Raw genomic sequence first — 22,775 nt, 5'->3', positions numbered from 1 at the left:
TGGCAGATAATGATTATGTATAAATTGAATAATAAATATAGCAAAATAACACTCATGCTGGCATTGGCTTACAGTATGATGCCTTATCGTTCTGGTGCAGAAACACTAGCTCAGTCATCTAAACAGCCCGCTGAAAATAAGGCTGACCTCGGTAAAATTAACGTTTCAGCGGCCAGTGAAAAAGATGAGGCAGGTTATGATGCGGTTTATGATAAAGATATTACTAATATTTACTTGGGTAAGGATTTGGTAGAACGCTATAAGGGCGCTTCACCGGCGGATGTTTTAAAAAGCGCAGTTGGCGTATTTAGCGGTGATTCGAGAAACAGTGGCGCATTAGATCCTAATATTCGCGGCATTCAGGGGCAGGGACGGATTCCTGTTACCATTGACGGTACTGAGCAGGCAATTACCACCTGGCGTGGTTATAACGGTGCGAATAATCGTAACTATATTGACCCTAACCTGATCAGCAGCATTGAAATAGAAAAAGGCCCGTCACTGACACGTGGAGTGAAAGGTTCGATCGGTGGAGCGGTAATGATCAAAACCCTGGGGATTGATGATGTAGTACCAGTAGATGAACGATTTGGTATTAACTTGAAATTGGAAACCAGCAGTAATGCTGTTAAGGAACGAGTACCGCATCTGGTATTGGGACAAGATTATCGGGATATTCCCGGTTTTAATCAGGGATTTAATTATGTTGATCCTGCGTTAGAAATTACGCCGAAAACTTCAAAAGATAATAAATTATTGGGCCTAAAAGATAATGCGATACGTCTGGCGCTAGGTACCCGGCAGGAATATTTTGATTTAATGGCAGCTTATAGCTATCGCAGTAAAGGAAACTATTTTGCCGGCAAGGGCGGTGCTCATCGTTATGATGATCCCATTAGTAAAGAGGATATAGAGATCCTTGATGGCGGTACCCGGTCATATGATCCTTATCTGCCTTTTGTGGCGCGTATATATCGCCCTGGAAATGAAGTGCCTAATACCTCCAGTGAAATGGAATCTTGGTTGCTTAAAAATAACTGGTATCTGGCTAATCAACAGACGATTGGGCTTGGTATCCGTGATACTAAAACGATTTACGGGGAGATTATGCCTTCACGGCTTGGTTGGGTTCGGGCTGAAAGTAACGTTGTACCACAGTGGCCGTTGGCGAATGTACATCAGCAGGCATTTAATCTGGATTATAAATGGAAACCTGACGGGAACAAATGGGTTGATTTTGATATGAAATTTTGGATTACCCGTACTATCAGCGATACCAATACTGCCGGGGGATATCCACGTGAACCGCGAGAGCGGGATGCCGTTTGGGATGTAAATGGTAAGGAAAGAGATCCAAATAAGGATGGTCGCCTGGTAGATACTGCTTCTACCAATACCCATAATAACCGTTGGGGTGTTGATCTCTCTAATGCTTTCCAATTGACCTCAAGTTTAGATTTAACCTTGTCAGCTAGCCTACAACAGGAACGTTTAGGTTCCCATGATGATTATAAAGGGAAGAATTTTTCTAATTTTCGATCGCCACCAAGAAAAGGACGCCGTCAGGAGAATAATATTGCTTTTAATTTTGATTGGCGGCCTACCTCATGGTTGGCATTAAGTGCCGGCGCTAGGCGGGTAAGTTATTGGTCCAAGGATGATTTTTTAAATGAACGTTTGGCTGCCCGTGATATTGGTTATAGTAAGCATGAAAAATTGGTTGGCCAAGGGTTGCAATATATGAGAACACTTACCGAGCGGGAAGCTATATTGTATAAGAAATATAGCAGTTGCATTGATGATTGTTTCGATGATTTAGATGAATTTTTCGAATATGAAGAAAAGAAGATTACAGAATTAAAAGAACGAGATTCAATTACTCGCCCTATGGCGCCGGTAGATGTGCTTTGGAAATATCATGACGATGGTAAGTTATATAAACAAGATAATCCCTATTTTAATGGGAAACTTGATATGAACGAACGTGTTATTGATCCTGTGACGAATAAAGAAGTGTATAAATATGAATACAGTACTGCTCAACAGAATAGTAGCTATATTGATGACTCTGGAGAAATATTAAATAATAGTGATAAGGGTGTTTATAAAGCAAAAAGTGAACAAGAGCGCTGGTCTAAACAACCTAAACGTAAAGATCATGCTTGGGCGCCGGTATTTTCCGCAACGGCTTATATCTCTGATCATGCACGTATCTATACCCGTTATGCTGAAGCAGTACGTATGCCAAGTATTTTTGAGGATACCGTTGGCTTTTCCTCCGGTTTAACTGATAAACCTACTCGTGCCTTTAAACCTGAACGTAGTAAAACAGTGGAAGTGGGTTATGTGCATGATTTAAGTCAGTTATTGGGTGCGGAGCGTCATGCGGATATTAGATTCGCTTATTACAATACTGTCATTGAGCATGTTTTTGATCGTGACAGTAACTTTGTATTTACTCAACTAGATAAACAGAAATTATCCGGTTTAGAACTACAGGGACGTTATGATAACGGTAGTTTCTTTACCCATTTTGGTCTATCTTATAATCTTAAAAATAAAGTTTGTGATAAAACTGCATCGCTTATGTTAGATCCAAGAAACCAATTTGGTGTTCCTGAATGTATTGATGGCGGTTTTCCCGGTGGTTATTTAAGGACAACTATTCCACCGCGTTATTCTCTTAATCTAAATATTGGCGGTCGGTTATTGGACGAAAATTTAGAAATCGGCAGCCGAGTATTATATCACAGTAACGTGGAGAATAAGGATGAAAAATGGTTAATGAAGAAATTACCCGGTGCTTATAAAGGGATAAATAATAATCCTATGCGCTGGAATTCGGTAATGACTGTAGATGCTTATATTAATTATCAGGTTACGCCAGATGTAGTCGTTGAATTATCTGGCACCAACTTAACCGATCGCTATTATCTGGACCCGTTAACGCGTTCCATGATGCCAGCGCCTGGTCGGACGTTTAAGCTTAGTGTCACCAGTCGGTTCTGACTCTTTAAAGGAGATTGGCCGGTTGCGGTTAAGCGCGCTGGCAATCTCCACAGATAATGAACGGAAAGATGGCTTGAAGTTATGATGAAAAATCGTATTTATATTGGCTTGTGTGCTTCCTTACTGTTACATGCGGGTCTTGTTGGATTTATGGCGCGGCATTTACTGCGTGATGACAGTGCGAATAATCAATCAGTGAATTCGCCAATAATTAGTATGTCAATAGAAATGGTTGCTTCGGCAGCGCCGGCCGGACAGGAACAACCTGTAGAACCGGAACCTATTCCTCCCCCGTTACCGCCAGAGATAGTGGTAGCGGAATCACCCCATGAGGCAAAAATAGCACTTAATAAGCCAGCGGATAAGCCACGGAAACAGGAACGCCCGAAGCCACCGCCAGAAAAGCATGTGGATGCTAAACCGAAGGACAAATCTCAGCCACAGAAAAAACCGGTAGAAGAGCCTCAACAAAAACAGGCAGAGCAAACGGAAGGTAACTCTCAGTTAGCGGGGAGAGATGCAGTGGATTCACAAGCTGGCGCCCGTCAGGCGACGACCAGTCAACCGATGACGGGCGTGGGAGCTGATGAGTTACAAAGCTATCAGGCTGCCTTGCGTCGTGAAATTGAAAAACATAAACGCTATCCGCGTCGGGCTAAGAAAATGAAGCAACAGGGGATAGTTCAGGTCAGGTTTAGCTTGCTGGATAGCGGCGATTTGACGAATCACCAATTAGTGCAGAGTTCAGGCGCTGATGAATTGGATCGGGCTGCCCTTGCGGCGATCCAACAAGCTCGGTCGGTAGGGCTGAAACCGGCTGGTTTGCCAAAGGAGCTTACTTTAGCAATAGAATTTAATTTGAAATAAATATAGGTTTAGGCAGCGAAGAGACTGTCGCTGCCCTGATAATAGTGGCGTCATATGAGGGGGAAGTTAGATCGTTTTGGCGTTCGGCCGTGCAATTCGCATATGTAATAACGGAAATGGATTACCTTGACCATCAATTTCTGATCGACTGAAAACTTTGAATCCTTGATGCTGATAGAACCCCACTCCTTGAATATTTTGTTCATTAACATCAAGTTCATTGATACCTAATTCGCTAATAGCAAAATTCAGCAGGGCTTTGCCGATACCTTTACCACGGGAATTTGGTGAGATAAACAGCATTTCAACTCGATGCTGATCAACGCTAATAAAACCCTCAATTTCGTGTTTGTCATTTATCGCTTTATAAACCGTCAGCATCGGTAAATAGATATGCAGAATCAATGGGCGTAGTTGATTAATATATTCGTCAGATAAAAAGTCATGTGTTGCTCGTACCGAGGCTTCCCAGATTTCGATCAGTTTATTGAAATCGGCCTTCATTGCTTGCTGAATTTTCATATTCATTCTTCTTAATCTTTTATTTTTCTGAACTGAGATGAATTGATGCTATCACGTTTGTAGTGATGGATCGCTTCAGATATTACTTAAAGCTATCCATTATTCCTATCAGAATCTTATTCTGTCTGTTTTGTGATCTATTTCATGAAGCAGAGGAGAGAATTGAATCAATTTGGTCTAATATTACTTTTTATAGATAGTTGAATTTTAACCAAATTGATTAATTGAACAATCAAGCAACACTAAACTTTAAAACCTAAAAAAACAGTGCGGGATTCTCTCTGTTGCTAACTATAATGAGGTATTGGTTAATCAAAAAGGGGACTGCGTCATATCTCATTAACGTAGTTTCTATTCGGATTGATCATTTTAGTTGAACGGCTAGTTCAATGATAAATATAAAATAACTTCTTGAGGATCATATTAATGAAAAGGGCATTTATATTTACACCAGGCGTGTTAGCACTTTCGATAAGTGCAATTTCTAATGCACACACTTATGACCAACTATATGTTTTTGGTGATAGTTTGAGTGACAGCGGAAATGGAGGTCGATATACGATCAATGGTACAACCAGTAAGTTGTATAATGATCTTATTGCTCAACACTTAGGGACTAAATTGACCAATTCTAATAGTGGGGGGAATAATTACTCAGTAGGTGGAGCGACTGCTGTTTCTGATTTAAATAAAGATCACAACACTCAAAATCAGGTAGATAATTATCTGGCAAGCCACGGTGGTCGTGCTGATCCTAATGGCATGTATGTTCACTGGATTGGTGGTAATGATATTCAGGCGGCATTGGGAGATTTGGGTAAAGCGCAAGGAATAATTGATAAGAGTGCAAAAGCCGCTGCATTCCAGGTACATACGCTTCTCAATACGGGGGCTGGGTTGGTGATCGTACCTACGGTTCCTGATGTTGGTGTCACTCCGAAGCTTATGGAGACCATTATCTCTAGAGGGCTAGAATCTAAAGTTACCTCAGGCAAACTTAAGGAGGCGATGGATAAAGTTCATGCGGCAGTCAACAAGTATCCAACAATCGATGAAGGCACCCGTCTTCAAGTTATCCAAGGTGTTTTCAAAAATATCGGACTTGAAGCTTCAGGGGGGGATGCTAAAAAAGCGGAGGAGATAACTCAACAATTGTTTGGTACTTATGAAAAAGTAAGCCGTAGTGCGTCAGAGCTGGTTGATAGCTACAACCAATTAGAAGATATCGAACTTAGCCAGAAGGGCGGCAATATTGTTCGAGTTGATGTTAATGCACTTTTACATGAGGTCATTGATAATCCTTTACGTTATGGTTTTTCCAATACAGTAGGTTATGCTTGTGCTCGGACTGTTAATGCCAGTGCTTGTTATTCCGATGTTCCCGGTTTTGATGCCAATCAACTCTTTTTATTTGCTGACGATTTTCATCCAACTCCAAACGCACAGCGTATGATTGGTGAGTACACTATTTCAATCCTTAATGCTCCACATCAGGCTATGTCACTGACGAATACCAACAATGTGCCGGTGAAGGGGGCGCTTGCTTCTCTTGACGGCCGTTTGCAACAGTTACGTAGCGTGGGTAATGACCAAGGTAAAATAGGCGTATTCGGTGGTTATAGTGGTAATCACAACAGCACACTGACTCTGGGTAGTGACTATCAGCTCACGGATAATATTCTGTTGGGGGGAATGATCTCTCGTTATCAGGATAAACGCTCAGTTAATCATTTTCACGCTGATGGTCGTGGTTATGTCTTCACCACTTATGGCTTATGGCGTTACTACGATAAAGGTTGGATTAGCGGCGATCTTCACTATTTGGACATGAAATATGAAGACATTACGCGTGGTATTGTGCTCAATGAGTGGCTGCGCAAGGAGCATGCTTCGACTACCGGTCATCAGTGGGGCGGACGCATTACTGCGGGCTGGGATATTCCGCTGACATCTACAGTCATGACCAGCCCGATTATCCAATACGCTTGGGATAAGAGTTATGTTAAAGGTTATCGTGAATCGGGTAAGAGCAGCACGGCTATGCATTTCGGCGATCAACGTTACGACTCTCAGGTCGGAACATTAGGCTGGCGTCTGGACACCAATTTTAGTCGTTTTAACCCTTATGCTGAAATTCGGTTTAACCACCAATTCGGCGATAGACGTTATCAGATTAGTAGTGCCATTAACTCAACTGAGACATCTTTCGTTAGTAAAAGTCAAAAGCAGGATACCAACTGGCGTGAATACGTTATCGGCATGAATGCTGCTATTACAAAAGATTGGGGCGCTTTTGCGTCAATATCGCGTAATGATGGCGATGTTCAGAATCACACTTATGCTTTCAGCTTAGGTGTTAATGCCAGTTTCTAATTTCTGGTTAAAAGAGACAAGTTGATAAAACAGTAGCTTCCTGTATATCGTAATAGTGTGGCTATTGTCGTAATAATGCCCGATAAAGTGATCGGGCATTTTCTTGTGATGATTGCCTCATATTTTAGATTGTTTATAAATATCCGGCCGGACAATTTGCCAAACAAAGTTTTCTTCGTTTACCGGGGAATAACCCATTTTTTCATACAGCCACGGCGCCATAGAAGTGACCAGCATAATATGACGAAGCTGTGCTATTTGAGGATGTTCCAGGCAACATGTCATTAACCAGCGTCCTAATCCCAATCCTCGATAATCATCCAAAATAAAAACATCACTAAGATAACCAAAGGTTGTGAAGTCAGTCACGATACGAGCAAATCCTATTTGCTGAGTATTTTTATACAGACCAAAGTTCAAGCTATTGTCGATCGATAACTTAACTGTCTCCTTGTCGATTCCTTCCGCCCAAATGGATTTCGTCAGAAACTGCTGTATGATCGTAATATCTAATTTATTCTTATCTGTAGTGACAACATATCCATCCTTTTCCCAACGATACAATTTTTCCATTCTGACTTCCTCTGAAATAAAATGATAACAATTGATTATGATATCTCTGCGCTTGAACGCGTTGTTGAGACTTTTATAATGGAAAGAATATAGCGATTTGAATGAATAACACCATAGGGCCGTATGTTGTCTCTTCAAGTTTTCGACTATATAGACAGGCCCTACTGTACAGAATAGACATCCATTTCTTCAGATTTTCTTGACATTAGATAGACTTAATTTTGTCTTCCGGTATATACCATCGGAGAGAATTCTTAATGGGAGATGGAGTTACCATAACTAATCCTTTGTTAGCCAGTTTCAATAACAAATAACGTGCTTTGTAGATGGTGAAATCGCATTGTTCTGCTACATCACGCGTGCTAGGCCATGATTCTGGCGGGGGAGCCGCTTGCATTTTCCGAATGGTACATAATTCGGATATGACATTGAGTATTTGATCCGTTTGGGAAGGTTGAATCGAATCTTTCCGGTTTTCCATATTAACTCCAGGCTTTATTGAACCCAGTTGGATATCTTGAATAATTTGGATAATCCAACGGTTAATTTCAACACATGAGGGCAATCTGAATGTCCTATTCAGTCATAAAGAATTACCGGGTATATCCTGTTTTGTCAAGGTTGGTTTTTGTACGATGCAGATCGATTATATCGAAAAATTGAAATTTTAGATCTTTTAATTTGAAAAATAAACATCATAAAGTATTTTATACTTATATAGATATAATTTGCGACACTATAGATCGCAAATGATCGTATTGAAATGTTATCTAAGTATTTTGTTGTGAAATTATTTGAATTTGTATTTTTTGTTTTTATTAATTGAATTATTCTGTAATACTTGAAAGGTCGATAAGGTCGTTGTTCATATATAAATGTTTTTTATGATTTATTCCTTACGTCAAATTTTTTCTAGTCTTGATAAGATTACAATAGGATTGACAATGAAATTATTTATTTAAAATTTTTTGTTGTTTTATGCAGGTATTAATCGTTATTAGATAATCGTAATAATTCGAAATGAAACTGAATAAAATTATAATAGCGGCCATATTAATGTTGGGTGTTGTGTCTATTGTAAATAAGGCTGATCGAAGTTATATCACAGTGACTCTTAATGGCGTTGTTATTACTGTCCCTTATTTTTCTGATCAGGATCTTTTTGGTAGTGCGGTAAATCCGGGGAAAATTTCCAAAGTAATATTGGAAAAGGAGAGAGTTTCAATCCATAAGAGTCTTGAAAACCATTTGGAGAATTGTGAATTGCATCCAGTAGCTCATCGGTTATTATCCCGGGCAACATTAAAAATCTTGCTGGCTTTACCTTGGGTGGCTAATAAGGTTGATAAATCTCCAGGATTGTGCCAGCGAAAGAAGGTTTATATATTCAGATTAATGATAAGTTTTACTTTTTAATAGTTTTTTTGATTATGAGATAGGTGTAGTCTGATTATTTTCAATAAAATTTCGGCGTTTAAGTTGTCTCACTATAGAATTTTCTATTCTTTATATCTCCATATTGAATTATTTTCATACCAATCTTATCTATTTTTTATATTCATATAAAACTAATGAATAAAAGGAATGGATAAAATAGATTTTTAGTATTCATTAGTCTATACGATAATATAGTTTAAATGAAGAATTTAGTGATTTATCCAATCTATAATTAGTCTTATGAGCTTATAATTGAATCATTTATTCATAAAGATAAATTGATTTATCGGATATTAATTGTGTTTTTATCAAGCAATAATATTGATAATTTTAATAAATTAATTTTTTTGTATAAATAAGAAATATGTTTGTTAGATAAATATCAATAGATATTAATTGAGAAAGATTTTTATAACGTATTATTTGTAAATAAAATTAAACATTAATGGCGTGACTTTATTTTTGGTTTATGTTAACAATTATAAAAATAAGGTTTCTATTTTAATGTTAATTTTTCCTTGTTAATTGTTATCCAAGAATGAATATATACCCTATGGATATCAAGATGCATCGCGACGGCAAGGGAGCGCAGCCAACAAAGAGGCAACTTGAAAGATAACGGGTATAGGCTTTAACCGTTTAATAACGTTGTAAATACCGGCTTTCCTTTAGCATTGATGGTTATCTGTTCTGTTAAAATAGTGATTTTGGTTTTGTATTTCCTAATGAAAAAAGCATGAAAAATAACAAAAACGTGAACAAACATGGCAAAACATCGTTTTTCGGACAACATTTTTTTGAGCTGTATATGGATCATGTGGAGCATTGCTCTGGGATTCTATCTGGCTGGTAATCTTTTTGGCTGTGCAGTGACCGCGATTCTCTCTTTTTTGGCGCTAATATTTTGCTTTATTCACATGAGGTCGAGATTAAAAACTATGTTTGGAAAAAAATCAGAGGCATTGGCTGTTGAGTCTGTGTCTCAATTTGTTGATGATAAAAAGAACGCTAGTGCAGAAGCTCGTCGTTGTACTATTGTTGCCAAAAGCTCGGTATTTAAGGGCGATATTGATGTAGAAGGCGATATACAGATTTGGGGCAAAGTGATTGGCAATATCCGGGTGAAAGAGGGCGCGATCCGCATTATGCATGCTGGACGGGTTGAAGGTGAACTTAGTGCGCCGGAAATCATTATTGATGGCGATGTTGAAGGAACCTGTTGTGCAGCGACGTTGGATATTCTTGAACATGGTGAGTTGCGTGGAATCAGTCGTTGCAGCAGTATGTCTATCAAGCGTGGAGGCTTGTTTTTTGGGCAGTCGGAACAGGTTGAAAATAAAACTGCATCCGAACGGGTTGTACCAATAAAAGACACCAATAATGATAAATCTAAAGATAAGGCCACGGTAAAAACAAGTGCCTGATAAACCTGGCCCGTGTGACATCTGACTCAGATCCTTCCAGCACGGGCCTTCCCTGTTAGCTTTTACGAATTGCTCTATTTTCTCTTTAGTTTTGTTTATTATAGCAATCTATCTATTTAATTGTTTTAATCACTCTAATTGAAGTATGTGGTTTGTCACATGGTAAGTATCCTGTTTGTTAACTAATATTGAGAGGAGAAGAATATGATTGTGATGTTGGAGACAGACAGATTAATCATGCGTGCATGGAGAGAAGAAGACAGATTACCATTTTGCCATTTGAATAGTAGCGCGGAAGTCATGGAATATTTTCCTGCCACTTTGACGGCGGAACAGAGTAATACGATGGTGGATACAATTATCCAGAGATTTGAGCAACAGGGAGGTTGGGGATTATGGGCTGTAGAGCTGAAAGAAACCGGGGATTTTATTGGTTTTGTTGGTTTGAATATTCCTGTGGCGGAATTACCGTTTTCCCCTTGTGTTGAAATTGGATGGCGTCTTGATAAGCCATTTTGGGGTAAAGGTTATGCCAGTGAAGCTGCTCGTAAAGCTTTGGATTTTGCCTTTACCCAATTAAAACTTGAGGAAATAGTTGCATTTACGACAATTTCTAATTTGCGATCTCAAAAAGTTATGCAGCGGCTTGGCATGGTGAAAGATGAAAATACTTTCTTGCATCCTTCATTACCGAATGGGCACCTGCTTCATGAACATGTGCTTTACCGGATTCGTCAACAATAGCGTTATTCTCTTTTCTGGTTTTCATTACTTTGATGTTTTATACTACAGTTGCATAGATTGTATCTTGGAAATTCAAATGAAATATGAATTAGCTGTTATGGCGGCCTTGACTAAATTAAATCATCCTAATACCCGCTCAATTGTAGAAGCGACAGGGATATCTGAGCGTAAGGTGCAACAGGTCTTGCAAATATTGCAACAAGAGTTAGAAGTAAAGATTAACCGTATTAGAAATGGGAAGATTAGTTATTTCGAAGTTATTTCTTGGGGAATATTTGAAAGCGGTCAGGCGATTAATGGTAAATTGAGTAGTTTGGATTTGGCTAAGTTTAAATATTCCCGTCAGCAAGAGAAAGATATTAGAAACCAAAAGAATAGAAAAACAATTATGACAACCTATAGTGAAAAAAAACATTATTTTGATCGTGTAAAATTAAAAAATTATAGAGAAAGTATGCGTCTTGAAGGGATGAATATAGTTATGAATAATTTGCCTGAAACGCCGAAAGAGCAAAAAAATCTTAAAGATAAACTAATTAGAAAATATAGTTTACAATGAGGTAATTATGGTGGATAAATATGGAGCAGGGCAAGATCCCTACACATATCAGGATATAGACACACTTATTAATAAATTAGGTATTCGTGATCCTGTTGTGCTTGAACAGGCAGAAAGGGAACTCACTGAACTTGCTATATTGAATATTTCATTCCAGGAACCACCTTACGATTTAGCCTTTTGGTGTCAACTTCATAAACAGATATTTTCTGATTTGTATGATTGGGCTGGTCAGCTAAGAATAATTGATATATCTAAAGGGGATACCCGTTTCTGTCATGCTAAATGTATTGAGATAGAAGGGAATAGGATATTTAATATGTTGGAGAATGAGAATTATCTTGAGGGATTAAATCATAAAAAGCTTATTGAAAAACTTGCTGAATATTATGCAGAATTAAATGTGATTCATCCTTTTAGAGAAGGAAATGGGCGAACACAGCGGTTATTATTTGAATATATTGTTATAAACTGTGGATATAAAATCTCTTTTGAATCTATAAATGCTAAGCAGTGGATTGACGCTAATATTTCTGCTTATCAATGTAACTATCAGCCATTAATAAAAATTTTTAAAAATTGTGTTTCTGTTTAATATTTTGGCTATTTTATTGATTATTTATGAATATGATTTTAAGAAATAATAAACTTAAATAGGCAGAAAAATAGCTTTAATTATGTCCTTATATTGGTTGCTATTAGATTTACTTAGTGTGCTGGGCGATCAGTAGTCATTAAAATAATTGAGCTGCGTAAAGATATATCATTATGAATGAGAGTGATAACCACATGGTAAAGTGACAAGAATAAAACTATTCCTGTCACTTTTGCTTGTTATTGATTTATTTAAAAGCAAGCTATTGAGAAAAAAATACTATAAAGAGCTATTGGTCCGCATACTTGAGTACATTTGGTCAGAGGCTTATCGCTTTGCAAACAGATAGTTGCGAACGCCGAATTGGAGGAGAAAGTGGCAATACTTAACGCTAAAAGACAAGCTGATAACTTTTTCATAGTTGATACCTCATCAGGGGTTTATTGGAGCCAAATAATTTATCTGAGTTACTAATTATTGTTTAATAGTAGGTAATAAGTTCATTTTTTGTATAATTTTTTGTTGTATCGTTGAAAATCTGTTGAATTAACGCCGGTGGATTTGTGACGAAGGATGGGTAAATAATTGTTATTTATTAATAATGATGAATAATTCAATATTGATTTTTTGGTATTTTATCTTTCAATATATTGTTTTTATTATTTTTTTAATGGAAATACATTCATTTAATATTAATATTGTGAAAGTTAAAATAAAATTTTTTTATTTGTATTGTTGCATTCATATTTATAGGCAGGTGTTTCTGGATATAACATAAGTGAAACAGTAGATGTTGTAAGGTAATTTTATGATATTATTAATAAATAACTTTTTATATTTTTTGTCTTCAAAACTATTTATTAGTATTAATTTCTCAGTAATGGTTAATCACTATTATCGATAAAAATAATTCATCATGATTTATTTAAGATCTACTATAGTTAAAGTGAATTATCAATGCATGATTTATGTAATCAAATGATTTAGTCGGTAGATCTCTTTTGAAGAAAATATTAATTATTAACCTTAAGGAGTATCCATGATTAATATCGCTGAAAATACTGCCCTAAAAGCTGTAAACGGTTGGTGGAAATGTGGAGATACCGGAATAATTTATCAATGGGGATATAATCCGAAAGCCGGTCCTGGACAAAATACAATAACCTATCCAATCCCATTTCCTACTGCATGCTTATCTATGCAAGTTAGTGTCTATGCTAATGCGATTCCTGCGGATAACTATTCAACAGTTTATGAATTTAATTCCACCAGTGCTGTAATTGGGCGTGATAATTTAGGTTCATATTGGTTTGCAATAGGATATTGAGTAATATGTTATTAACAGTGGGTAATATATTCTAGCTTTGGAATTGAAGAGAAATTATATTGAAAGCTATTTAGTGAATTGCTCCCATAATATTGTATGTCAATCTATATATACATAGGGAGCAATTTTTATAAGATGCTCGTCGGGATTTAGATTAACCATTGTCCGCTATTATCTGGTTGGGTATGCGGGAGAAAAGACTACGGCTTAGAAAGATGGTAGATAATAAATACGTAAAATATGCTTATATCTGAATAGAGCATTATATCAAATGGCATTTATACGCTTTAAGGAGTGAATTTATTAATCTAGAGATTGACGGAAAAACGGGGAACGTAAAGAATTTTTGTGTAGGAAATCTGTTTATTATTGAAGTGGTATCAACCTGAGTATGGATTGTTAGCATGGCTTTTATTCTGAGTTTTATATACCCGTTATCTTTCAAGTTGCCTCTTTGTTGGCTGCACTCACTCACCCCGGTCACATAGTTCTCTATGCTCCCGGGGATTCGCTCCCTTGCCGTCGCGATGCATCTTGAAATCCATTGGGTATAGAAGAGTTGCTTCATCCGGTTTAGCTTATTTTAGCGGGTGTTGATTAATATAATTTAGCATGGTTTTTTAAGGATGTGGTTTTTTGCATATTTCATCAGTGTATAAACGATGAGTATCCCACGGAAGTATAAGTGTGTCTGTGATTATTGAGAATGGAATGTCTATCAGGCTTGAAAATGGATAGCCTTCCTTAATACCTTGTATATCAAATTGAGTTGCTGGGTAGACTTTGCATTCATAGCCGTGAGTTACACGAGAGCCAAAGGTTCCACATCCGCTTAAAATAGCTGAAATTAAGACAACTCCGATAGATTTTAGCATTGGTAATACTCCTGATATAATTGAGTTAATATATTGAATAGTAACATCCAGATTTCAAATTGAAAATACAAGATTAACAAATTCATCCCAGTTTTAATTAAACCCAGATATTTTTATATACGTTCACATTATTTACTTAATCACTTGATATTGTACGGATATCGGCTATTAAACGATTGCTTGGGAGTCTTTAATGCCAGTGTACAGGTTACCAAAAATGTTTAAAAAAACTTATGAGAAAACAATAAACAAAGTAGGCAATATGCTTATGTCGCTTGACAGATGAGTAGATAAAATGAACTCAATGTATATTAGTTACACGGTCATTGATGTGTATGTTAAAAGCTCTTCATTTGAAAGGGAACATTTTAAACGATTACATGAAGAAGTTGCATAAATATACTACACAGACTCGTTGTATGCGCCATTCATTAGCTAGTAATCAGTTTGATTCATTACAACGCTGGAGTATAAATATAACCAAAGTTAAGGGCCAGTTATTGCAAAAAGCAAGTGGAATATACTGAGCTTTTTCTTGTTGAATATTCGCTACTGGGTAACGTTCCAATGAAAAAATAGTGTAGCTCTAATTGGATGTAATGATAACGTCCTGTCAATTTTGTAGCCTATAACTTCCGAAATTTTCTTTTGCAAGTCAGGGTTAATTACAATCAGATGGTTTTGACCTAAAAGAGCACTTTGAAGCATGTAAAGCCTTCTTCCTTGTTTGATTACAACTCGATACCATTTAGTGGCTTTCTTAATTTCTGTAAACTATTTGTTCTCATTAGTTAAATATTTCCAATAGAAAATGAGTCCTCGTATTCTTCAGATTGTGGGACAGTTCAGTGTAATAATATATATTTGAAAATATTTTGATTGTATGATTTCAGTTTTGGATGTTTTGCTATAGTTTCTTCAATAAAAGAAAGTGGAGGCTTAATTTTAATCGTAACGCTGTTATCCCAATTTGCTGTGAGAGACTGTGTTGTTTTATTTATATTCGAGTGTCACTCGGTGAGTCAGTAGTATCGTTTCGAATTGTAATGATTTTCTCGAGTTCATTATTGATAGCTTCTATATCTAAGAAATGACCAGTTGAAAACGATGTTGCTAAATTGAAAACTAACTTTCGGAAAGAAACAATATGGTAAAAAGGTTTTAGAGTTTCTGAAATTAGCAATGCAACTCTTGCTTCTGCGGTCTTTCCTTCGAGGCATAAAGTTGCTGTATGGCAGCAAACATTAAAAACATATTCTTCATACCCATCATAAATTGGATTAGAAGAACGTCCCCCAATCAAAATATCTCTATCTAAATATGCTTTTATTATTACATTTCTCATTATTTCTGAAAGAAAGTTCAAGGCTTCACTAGAAGTGTTATTAGGGAACTTATGCTTTTCAATGAATTTTGCAACAAAATAAATATCATTTTTCTCATGAGAACAACTTAATATAGCTATATCTTTATAGAAGACAGGAACAGAAAGACCACAGATCAAACTAATAAAAATGCTTTTTTTTCTTTCTTTATAAGTTGATGAGTTTATGATCTCCCTTAAGAAATTATCCATATTCGCCACTGGGAAATCTGAATTCTGAGCTAATATACAAAGTAAATGATCAATGCTTAGCCAGGGGATTTCATTTGCATACGAAAGTTGAATCGTAGAAAAAATAGTTGGGTCTATTAAGTTCTTTATTTTCACAAGGTTTTCAGGGGTGTCTACGACATTGAGATTTTCATCTTCTGCAATGCTAAGTAGCAATTGTAATTCTTGAATGAAATCATAAAGATTTTTTCGAATGTCTTCTGCCGTAATCTGTTGTATTCCAAGAGTGGTGATATCAAATGAAAGATAATCTTCTCTCGTTATATTTGTAATCCAATTTTCCAAAGTGATTTTGGTGTAATTTGATATTACAATGGTGATGGATTTTTTTACAATTATTGAAATAAAACCCATCAGAGAAAGATAGATAGATGTATATATATCAACTATCACTTTATGTGGGTCGATTATGCCTTGATCATATAGATTTATATATTGCGTTGTTTCTTTTGATGTTAGATGAAAATATGCTGCGCGAAAATAATCGCCAGAGTGTGTGAGGTTGCCCCTCATGCAGAGCGGAATGTTAGGGTTTAGAAGTATAGGATTGTGTTGGGAGGGTTTATTAGAGTAGCGGAGTAAAATTTTTTCAAAATATGGGAGAAAATCATCATCATTAGGCGGTAATTCAAATAATTTAAATGCGTCTGATCCATCATTATTTTGATCTCTTATTTTTATCGCTGCTTGATATGCAGCGACAAATGCAGGAGTTTCATCTGTAAGGGTTAATTCCCCAAGCATAGGATCATCGATGGTTTCCCCGATCGCTAATTTTTCTATTACCTTTCCTAATGGCGAATTCACATTAAGAAATAGAGGGTGCTCAGTTACTATATCCTTTACTAAGATGCGTTTATGTTTTCTAAATCCATCGTCAAATTCGACCCCTTTAATGCAAAATCTTGGCAAGTATACAAATTTGTTTACCTCAGAGCGAAACATCAAGGAGTTATGATGAATATCTATAAGATATTTTGCCAATTTATTGGGGTTTACTACAAACCAGTCTACTAAAACTCTCTCGGAAATATTATGGTCTACAAATTTTGCTATGCTATTTAATAAAGGGATCTTTGATTCGTGGTATGTGGAAAAAATCTCTTCTGGAATTCCCATGACCATATTAGTTAAATCAATTTTACTTATGTTCTTATTTTGGTATAAATTTAATAGCAAATCCCATGAGTAAGCATTTTTATTCTCTAGTTTAATTGCTGCTTGGATTGCTCTAATGGCATCATCGTTTTTTTGTAAGCGCTCATATGCCTGAGCTTCTAGCAACCATACTAACTCACTTTTTTCATCATCTGAAAACAGGGCTAGTTTCTTGAAAAAAAGATCATTTTGGTCACTTAAGTATAAAGCTTGCAATAAACTTTCTAAAAGTGGAGACAACCATGGTTCGTCAGGTAATATAGGTTGTAGGTACTTTACTGCAATTAGCGGAAGACTTAAGTCCATAAATCTTTCGCATAAAAAAATTAAGTTGGATGGGTTTATTTCCTTGTATCGAGTTGCGTCAAAATTCAAGAATTCTTCAGCTTGTTTCCCTAAATCAAAAATGGCTTTTTTATCTTGAGGAATACATAACCAAACAGAAACCTGGAGTTCGAGGAGGGCGTTAATGTAACTATCGTTAGTGCTAATTTTTCCTCCATCACCTCTCCAGTCAGCTAGTAAGGTTTTATCAAATAAATCAGTTTTTAATAACTCGTCAAGTTCAGAGAATGTCTCAATACTTTTTATTTCTTTAGGTAAAGAAAATTTTGTATTTTGCAAGGTTGTTCTATTAGTTATTTTTGAAATAACTTCGGCACATTCGGGACTTACTTCTGATATTTTATTCAAATATTTCTGAGCAAGTTCAAGCAGCTTTCTATCAGTAAAGTTAGTAATATAAAGTTGATTTATTAACGGTGATGTATAACGAGGTATATCTGATGCAAAATTCTTTAGAAGTGTACTAACTAAACTGTCAATATGATTTTTTTGTTTTTTATCAAATGAAAGAATATGTCGATTCTTAATTTCTTTTAAAAATAAAAGTGTTTCATAATGAAGCATGAAAAACATCGAGTTTTCAGATGGGTAATTTTTATTTAGATAATCACTAATGCCATATGCCGTTTTAAAATCTCTATTTCTCAATGAGCCTCGGATCAGACCTATAATCTCTTGCTCTAAAAAATTTAATTTTTCTGAGCTATTAAATGATGAGTTAATTTCATCAATAGTTGCTAAGTGTTCGAAAAAAACCTCATTAGAATATGGTCCCTTCAATTCTGTGAAAAGATATCTCTCTCGAGCAGATTCGAGTTGAACGTGGGATTCTAGGTGAATGAGTATTGAGAGAACTGCGTCTCTAACTTCATTACTCAATGCTGGGTTTCTCAGAAGGACTTGTATTTCTTGTTTAGGTAAATCCGTCTTTCCTTGAACCAAGGAAATTTTAACCTTCAATGCATTTAATATTGATTTTACATTATTGTCCAGTGCATCAATATTTGTAATGGCGTTTATCTTCTTTTCAGCTTCGGATATCTTTCTGTAAGAAATGTCGTGCATTAAATCATCAATGAACCTTCTAATATCTTTAGGTTCAATGCTATTAATAATGTTGACAATTTTGTTATTGCCAACATTATCCCCTGATCCAGTATGAATTTGCTTTTCCATTATTTCCCGTTGTTGATAACTTTATTTCCCGCAACATTATCACCAGTACCATAGTGGTTTTGATTAACAGAACCAATAGTTTGCTCCTGCTTAATACCTTGCATGCATTGCAGTATTTCGGGAGAGTTATCAATACGCTTTTTGATCGCATGCTGACCTAACTCATCTAAATCAAGGTCATTTAGTCTATCGGATAATTTTTCGATTAAAGCATCGTCAAATAACCATCCCTGCAATTTTTCTTTTAAAAAGCTGGCCGAGATTTTAGCCCCTTTGACAAAACCGTCATAAAGAATCCCTGAAAGGATTGTGCTGCTCATAAAGTCCATATCAACTCCTAATGCCATAGTAGTGTGCTAAAAATCACTCTTTTTTATAAAAAATCAACCTCCTTTAGATGATACCTTAGAATTGGTAACCTATCTTCATGAAGAAATTGCTGCTGAGGAACTTGAGCGCCATAAGTTGCAACATTGGGTTCTATTTTAACTGTCTGTTTTAATTTGGTTTGTGGGGGATGATGCTGAAGTCAAGCTACGAGATGAAGCAATCTCGGTTCGCTCGTCTGCTAAGCTTTATGCCGTAAGGAACTGGATGAATGCCGAAAAGCTGGAACAGCCCATCCTCTTGAGCAGCGCGTAGGGCAATTCAACAGGGAACTAGCTGAAAGCGAAGATTATGCAATTAAGCAAGCTAATCAGCGGATTGAAAATAACTTGAAGGAAGCGCTTGGTATGCATTTATTTCAGGGAACCCTTATGCAGTTTCCGGAGATAAATTTTTCGAAAATCGTTAAGGGTCTTAGGCTACTTTATTTCCCTGATTTCAGCACTGTTGACGCAACCCAATATCGCTCATTAGAGGAGAGCAGCCTCGGTTACAACAATATGTTGTATATGCGCCATTGACTTATACCGATAAGGCGTATATCATCACTTAAAATATACACCAATGGCGCACTGATACATGATATTTATTGAGACTCATATCTTCACTGAAGATTGTAAAGAGTTGTTAAGTGAAGGTGAATATCGCGAGTTTCAGCAATATCTTGCAGACAACCCTATTGCTGGTGATGTTATCCAACACACTGGTGGCTTACGTAAAGTCAGATGGGCATCTGGAGGTAAAGGTAAGCGAGGCGGTGTGCGCATTATTTATTACTATAAAGTAGATGTCTCACATATCAGGCTGTTGTTGATTTACAAAAAAGGTATCAAGGATGACCTTAGTGAATCAGAAAAGAAAGTCTTGAGAGCACTAAATGAGGGGTGGTAACAATGGATAGTAAATTATTTTCCAGGCTAACTGAAAGCATGACACAGATGAACGAAATTATTAACGGCGAACGTGCTGCCTCTCGTGAAACTCACGTTGAAGCAGTAAAAGTCAAGAATATTCGTCAGGCAACTGGTTTAAGTCAGACCGGTTTTGCTAAGTTAATTTCTGTTAATGTTGGAACCCTGCGAAACTGGGAGCAGGGGAGGCGTGAACCAACTGGACCCGCAAAAGCTTTGTTGAAGGCAATAGAGAAAGATCCGGTTCATGTTTTAAAGGCGTTATCTATGTAAGTAGAGCACATAAAAATTCCTAAGCCTCGTTTCTGCACTGAGGAATCCCCAGAAAAAATGAGACAGGCATAACATTATGTGATCTACTGATTGCGTTAACAATTTCAGCGAGATCACTACTACGCCTGTTCGTCGAGTATGCCATAATTTCTTCTGGGATGCCTTAGCACCGTTTCATCAATACCGACAGAACGCCCTGATAGACGCCACCGTTGCGCTGCTCAATGGTGCATCGCTGATATTGACCAGTATCGGGCGTTTTCTGCCCAGGTGGGCGCAGGTTAAAAACAAAATTAAACGTTACGTTCAAGTACCTTAAGTAGTTTCAGCGATGAGCCAGAAGGAATGCGGCGGTGCTGGTAGTGTCCATTGATGCCCATAAAAATAAAATAGGTGGACGTAAAGTGGACATAGACAAAGAAAAAGGGCTACGTTCTCACGTAACCCCTTGATTTATTTGGTGGAGCTGGCGGGAGTTGAACCCGCGTTAATTGTTTTACATCTTATTGTTATACATAACATTTTTATGAAATATCTTCGCCGCGTATCCTTTGCAGCTCCTTTCATGTCTCACCACTGGCCTGTTTAGGTTTGTATGTGCTGCTATCATATTCCTTCAGATATGATCCATAATGTCTGAAAAGCATCTCTGGACCTTTATGCCCCATTTGAGCGGCAAGCCAGAAAAGATTAACCCCTTGGCTGATGTGCTTTGTTGCAAATGTATGCCTTGTTTGATATGGATTGCGATACCGAATTCCCGCCTTTTTTAGTGTGGGTACCCAGGCTTTTTTACGAATGGCATCTGCACCTGCCCAAGCTTCACTTTTTTTCGGGTCCTCAAAGACCACTTCGCCTTTCATAAAAGTGAATGCCTTCTGATTTAATAGGGCTGACATAGCGTTAGTGTCCAGTTCAACTTTTCTGGTACCGGCTTTCGTTTTCGTTCCTTTTATTATTCCTACTACTCGTGCCGATTGGACATGTGCGGTTTTGCCAATGAAGTCGATATCTTGCCATCGAAGCGCGCATAACTCGGAGCTTCTAAGCCCTGTATGTATCGCAAAAAGGAATAAATTTTCCCATTGTTTTTGTTTATTGCCTGCCGCTGACAGTAATGCAGTAACTTCATTAGGAGATAGAGGGTCAACAATATATTCGTTATCGTTTTCTATTCGTTCAGTTTGATACCGTGATGCTGTGACTAAATTCACAGGATTCATACTAATCAGGCAATCAGTAACTGCTTCATCTATGGCGCTTCGTAAAAATGACAGATTATTCCTGATTGTTTTCAGAGCCGTTGATCGTTTTTGAATCCAAGTTTTTAATATTGCTGGTGTTAACTCTACAACGGGAATTTTATGTAATTCATATAAAGCAGTTTTACATTTTTTATATCCATTAATTGTGGATGGTGATAAATTGCGGGTTTCACAGATTTTTAAATACTCATCTAAATAATCTTTTATTGTTTTGCCTTTATTGACATTCCCGAATATTTTTAGACGTGATGAATTAGGGAAATATTCAGCATAAATAAAAGTATCCCGTTCAATTTTATTATATATTTCGCCGAGTTTGCGCTCGGCATATTTAATGTTTTTGGGGGTCACTTCTAGATTTGAGAGGGGTTCTCGGCATTTAACCCCCTTGTATGTAAAAGAGATATTTATAGTTTCACCAGAACGATGTTTCCTTACTGTAATTCCTCTGGGCAATTTACTATACTGTTTTTCCTGGCCCACTTAGCTACCTCATTTAAATCAATCCAGCGTTCCTTAACACCTTCAACTTTCAATACATGTACGCCATCACGCCAAACGCCGCGCTGAATGCGCTTATTAATTGCATCAACTGTTTCCCCTGTTGTATAGCAATAAGCGGATATGGGAACACATTCAATATTCACCATTTATTTACCTCACATGGTTTTGCCTCATCATTGATATAATGATCAGATCAACGACAGCACAAACACGGGTAATATCACCCTGATTGCAAGATGTATTTTTGACACTGGCTGCTAATCTTCCCAATTTAATATCGAAGTTGGTTAATAACTGTTGTCCTGGTTGCCAGGGTTGCATGATGGTTCTCCGGTCAGTGGATTTACCATCATGCTATTCATTATGTTACTTGATTTCTGATTAAGCTTAATCAGTTTTGAGTGTGAATTATGGCTCCAATGGGTAACACTCAAAAATTCCAGGACTTTGCATCTCCATATCTGCTATGCAGTTTTTTTCATCCGGGTAAGTATGGCTGTAAGGAATGTACTGGCAGTTTGTCGAAGAACATACAAGTAGAAACAGACCGTATATCATTTTCGGTCCCTCATTTTCTCGATAGCCTGAGAATTGGATACTGGAATTATTTTGACGTCAAACGGAAAATCATAGAGTACATTGCAACTCCTATCGATAATGATGATCCCATTACGACCATCAGGTAGCGTTAATTTAACAATTTCATTTTTGCTGTGAGAATGTCTTAACATGGGTCTGTCTCTTTTAATTTACCTTCAATCTCGCATTCTGCTGCTGTTTTCCATCTAATAGATACATGCCGAGAAATACAAATGTAAATTCTACATGCTTGTGGA

20 protein-coding genes and 2 pseudogenes are annotated in these 22,775 nt (G+C 36.9%); 12 read left to right on the top strand and 10 right to left on the bottom strand.

Going from position 1 to position 22,775, the window contains the following annotated elements; translation table 11 throughout:
* Positions 1-15: 15 nt before the first annotated feature.
* Together TI10_RS05470 and TI10_RS05465 are read left to right on the top strand one after the other, a co-directional pair.
* Positions 16-3,009 (top strand): TonB-dependent receptor domain-containing protein, encoded by a 2,994-nt coding sequence (locus TI10_RS05470; protein WP_175445324.1) that lies wholly within the window; start codon positions 16-18, stop codon positions 3,007-3,009.
* Between the two features lie 84 nt (positions 3,010-3,093).
* A complete protein-coding gene (locus TI10_RS05465; protein ID WP_244161521.1) occupies positions 3,094-3,876 on the top strand; it encodes an energy transducer TonB in 783 nt (260 codons plus the stop codon).
* A 66-nt stretch (positions 3,877-3,942) separates the two neighbouring features.
* Here the strand turns inward: TI10_RS05465 and TI10_RS05460 are convergent, their stop codons facing one another.
* Entirely contained in the window at positions 3,943-4,398 is a 456-nt protein-coding gene (locus TI10_RS05460; protein ID WP_049582272.1) for an acetyltransferase, read from the bottom strand.
* Between the two features lie 426 nt (positions 4,399-4,824).
* Here TI10_RS05460 and TI10_RS05455 point away from each other — a divergent pair, with 426 nt between their 5' ends.
* Entirely contained in the window at positions 4,825-6,771 is a 1,947-nt protein-coding gene (locus TI10_RS05455; protein ID WP_049582270.1) for an autotransporter domain-containing esterase, read from the top strand.
* Positions 6,772-6,888: 117 nt separating this feature from the next.
* On the opposite strand, the gene TI10_RS05450 is transcribed toward TI10_RS05455, so the two are convergent.
* On the bottom strand, positions 6,889-7,344 hold the full coding sequence (locus tag TI10_RS05450) for a GNAT family N-acetyltransferase (RefSeq protein WP_049582269.1): 456 nt from the start codon (positions 7,342-7,344) through the stop codon (positions 6,889-6,891).
* A 205-nt stretch (positions 7,345-7,549) separates the two neighbouring features.
* Positions 7,550-7,825, bottom strand: coding sequence for a FaeA/PapI family transcriptional regulator (locus tag TI10_RS05445; RefSeq protein WP_049582811.1), 276 nt, complete (start codon positions 7,823-7,825; stop codon positions 7,550-7,552).
* A 539-nt stretch (positions 7,826-8,364) separates the two neighbouring features.
* Here TI10_RS05445 and TI10_RS05440 point away from each other — a divergent pair.
* From TI10_RS05440 to TI10_RS05415, 6 genes are all read left to right on the top strand, one after another.
* Positions 8,365-8,760 (top strand): hypothetical protein, encoded by a 396-nt coding sequence (locus TI10_RS05440; RefSeq protein ID WP_049582268.1) that lies wholly within the window; start codon positions 8,365-8,367, stop codon positions 8,758-8,760.
* A 959-nt stretch (positions 8,761-9,719) separates the two neighbouring features.
* Positions 9,720-10,205: a bactofilin family protein gene (locus TI10_RS05435; protein WP_244161520.1), complete on the top strand. Its 486-nt coding sequence runs from the start codon at positions 9,720-9,722 to the stop codon at positions 10,203-10,205.
* Between the two features lie 204 nt (positions 10,206-10,409).
* Complete coding sequence (locus TI10_RS05430; protein ID WP_049582266.1) at positions 10,410-10,949, top strand: GNAT family N-acetyltransferase; 540 nt, start codon at positions 10,410-10,412, stop codon at positions 10,947-10,949.
* Between the two features lie 76 nt (positions 10,950-11,025).
* Positions 11,026-11,508 carry a YhfG family protein gene (locus TI10_RS05425; RefSeq protein ID WP_049582265.1) on the top strand — a complete coding sequence of 161 codons (483 nt, stop codon included), beginning with the start codon at positions 11,026-11,028 and terminating at the stop codon, positions 11,506-11,508.
* 7 nt (positions 11,509-11,515) lie between these two features.
* On the top strand, positions 11,516-12,103 hold the full coding sequence (locus TI10_RS05420) for a putative adenosine monophosphate-protein transferase Fic (protein WP_049582264.1): 588 nt from the start codon (positions 11,516-11,518) through the stop codon (positions 12,101-12,103).
* A gap of 1,039 nt (positions 12,104-13,142) precedes the next feature.
* A complete protein-coding gene (locus TI10_RS05415) occupies positions 13,143-13,430 on the top strand; it encodes a gp53-like domain-containing protein (RefSeq protein WP_049582263.1) in 288 nt (95 codons plus the stop codon).
* Positions 13,431-14,050: 620 nt separating this feature from the next.
* Here TI10_RS05415 and TI10_RS05410 read toward each other — a convergent pair.
* The 3 genes from TI10_RS05410 to gapS6a form a co-directional block, all read right to left on the bottom strand.
* A complete protein-coding gene (locus tag TI10_RS05410; RefSeq protein WP_049582260.1) occupies positions 14,051-14,305 on the bottom strand; it encodes a YceK/YidQ family lipoprotein in 255 nt (84 codons plus the stop codon).
* A 997-nt stretch (positions 14,306-15,302) separates the two neighbouring features.
* Positions 15,303-18,599 (bottom strand): GapS6b family protein, encoded by a 3,297-nt coding sequence (gene gapS6b, locus TI10_RS05405; RefSeq protein WP_049582258.1) that lies wholly within the window; start codon positions 18,597-18,599, stop codon positions 15,303-15,305.
* Positions 18,599-18,928 carry a GapS6a family protein gene (gapS6a, locus tag TI10_RS05400; RefSeq protein WP_036777559.1) on the bottom strand — a complete coding sequence of 110 codons (330 nt, stop codon included), beginning with the start codon at positions 18,926-18,928 and terminating at the stop codon, positions 18,599-18,601. The genes gapS6b and gapS6a overlap by 1 nt, the downstream gene beginning before the upstream one ends.
* 637 nt (positions 18,929-19,565) lie before the next feature.
* Here gapS6a and TI10_RS05395 point away from each other — a divergent pair.
* From TI10_RS05395 to TI10_RS23505, 3 genes and pseudogenes are all read left to right on the top strand, one after another.
* The gene (locus TI10_RS05395; RefSeq protein ID WP_036777554.1) at positions 19,566-19,877 is read left to right on the top strand and encodes a toxin HigB-2; all 312 of its coding nucleotides are present in this window, start codon (positions 19,566-19,568) and stop codon (positions 19,875-19,877) included.
* A gap of 2 nt (positions 19,878-19,879) precedes the next feature.
* Positions 19,880-20,170, top strand: a complete 291-nt coding sequence (nadS, locus tag TI10_RS05390; RefSeq protein WP_036777552.1) for a NadS family protein — start codon at positions 19,880-19,882, stop codon at positions 20,168-20,170.
* A gap of 112 nt (positions 20,171-20,282) precedes the next feature.
* Positions 20,283-20,471 (top strand): annotated as a pseudogene (locus TI10_RS23505) (IS4 family transposase); the annotation flags it as partial.
* Between the two features lie 157 nt (positions 20,472-20,628).
* Here the strand turns inward: TI10_RS23505 and TI10_RS24855 are convergent.
* From TI10_RS24855 to TI10_RS25595, 4 genes and pseudogenes are all read right to left on the bottom strand, one after another.
* Positions 20,629-20,731 (bottom strand): annotated as a pseudogene (locus TI10_RS24855).
* A 2-nt stretch (positions 20,732-20,733) separates the two neighbouring features.
* Positions 20,734-21,918, bottom strand: a complete 1,185-nt coding sequence (locus tag TI10_RS05385) for a site-specific integrase (RefSeq protein ID WP_049582257.1) — start codon at positions 21,916-21,918, stop codon at positions 20,734-20,736.
* Positions 21,870-22,085, bottom strand: coding sequence for a hypothetical protein (locus TI10_RS05380; protein WP_049582256.1), 216 nt, complete (start codon positions 22,083-22,085; stop codon positions 21,870-21,872). Before TI10_RS05380 ends, TI10_RS05385 begins: the two co-directional genes overlap by 49 nt.
* Before the next feature lie 4 nt (positions 22,086-22,089).
* A complete protein-coding gene (locus tag TI10_RS25595; protein WP_167337833.1) occupies positions 22,090-22,260 on the bottom strand; it encodes a hypothetical protein in 171 nt (56 codons plus the stop codon).
* Positions 22,261-22,775: the final 515 nt, after the last annotated feature.

Source organism: Photorhabdus luminescens subsp. luminescens, assembly GCF_001083805.1.
In the GTDB taxonomy this organism is placed as follows: Bacteria; Pseudomonadota; Gammaproteobacteria; order Enterobacterales; family Enterobacteriaceae; genus Photorhabdus; species Photorhabdus luminescens.
Note: the sequence above shows the minus strand (reverse complement) of the source record. Positions and strands in the feature narration are given on the sequence as shown.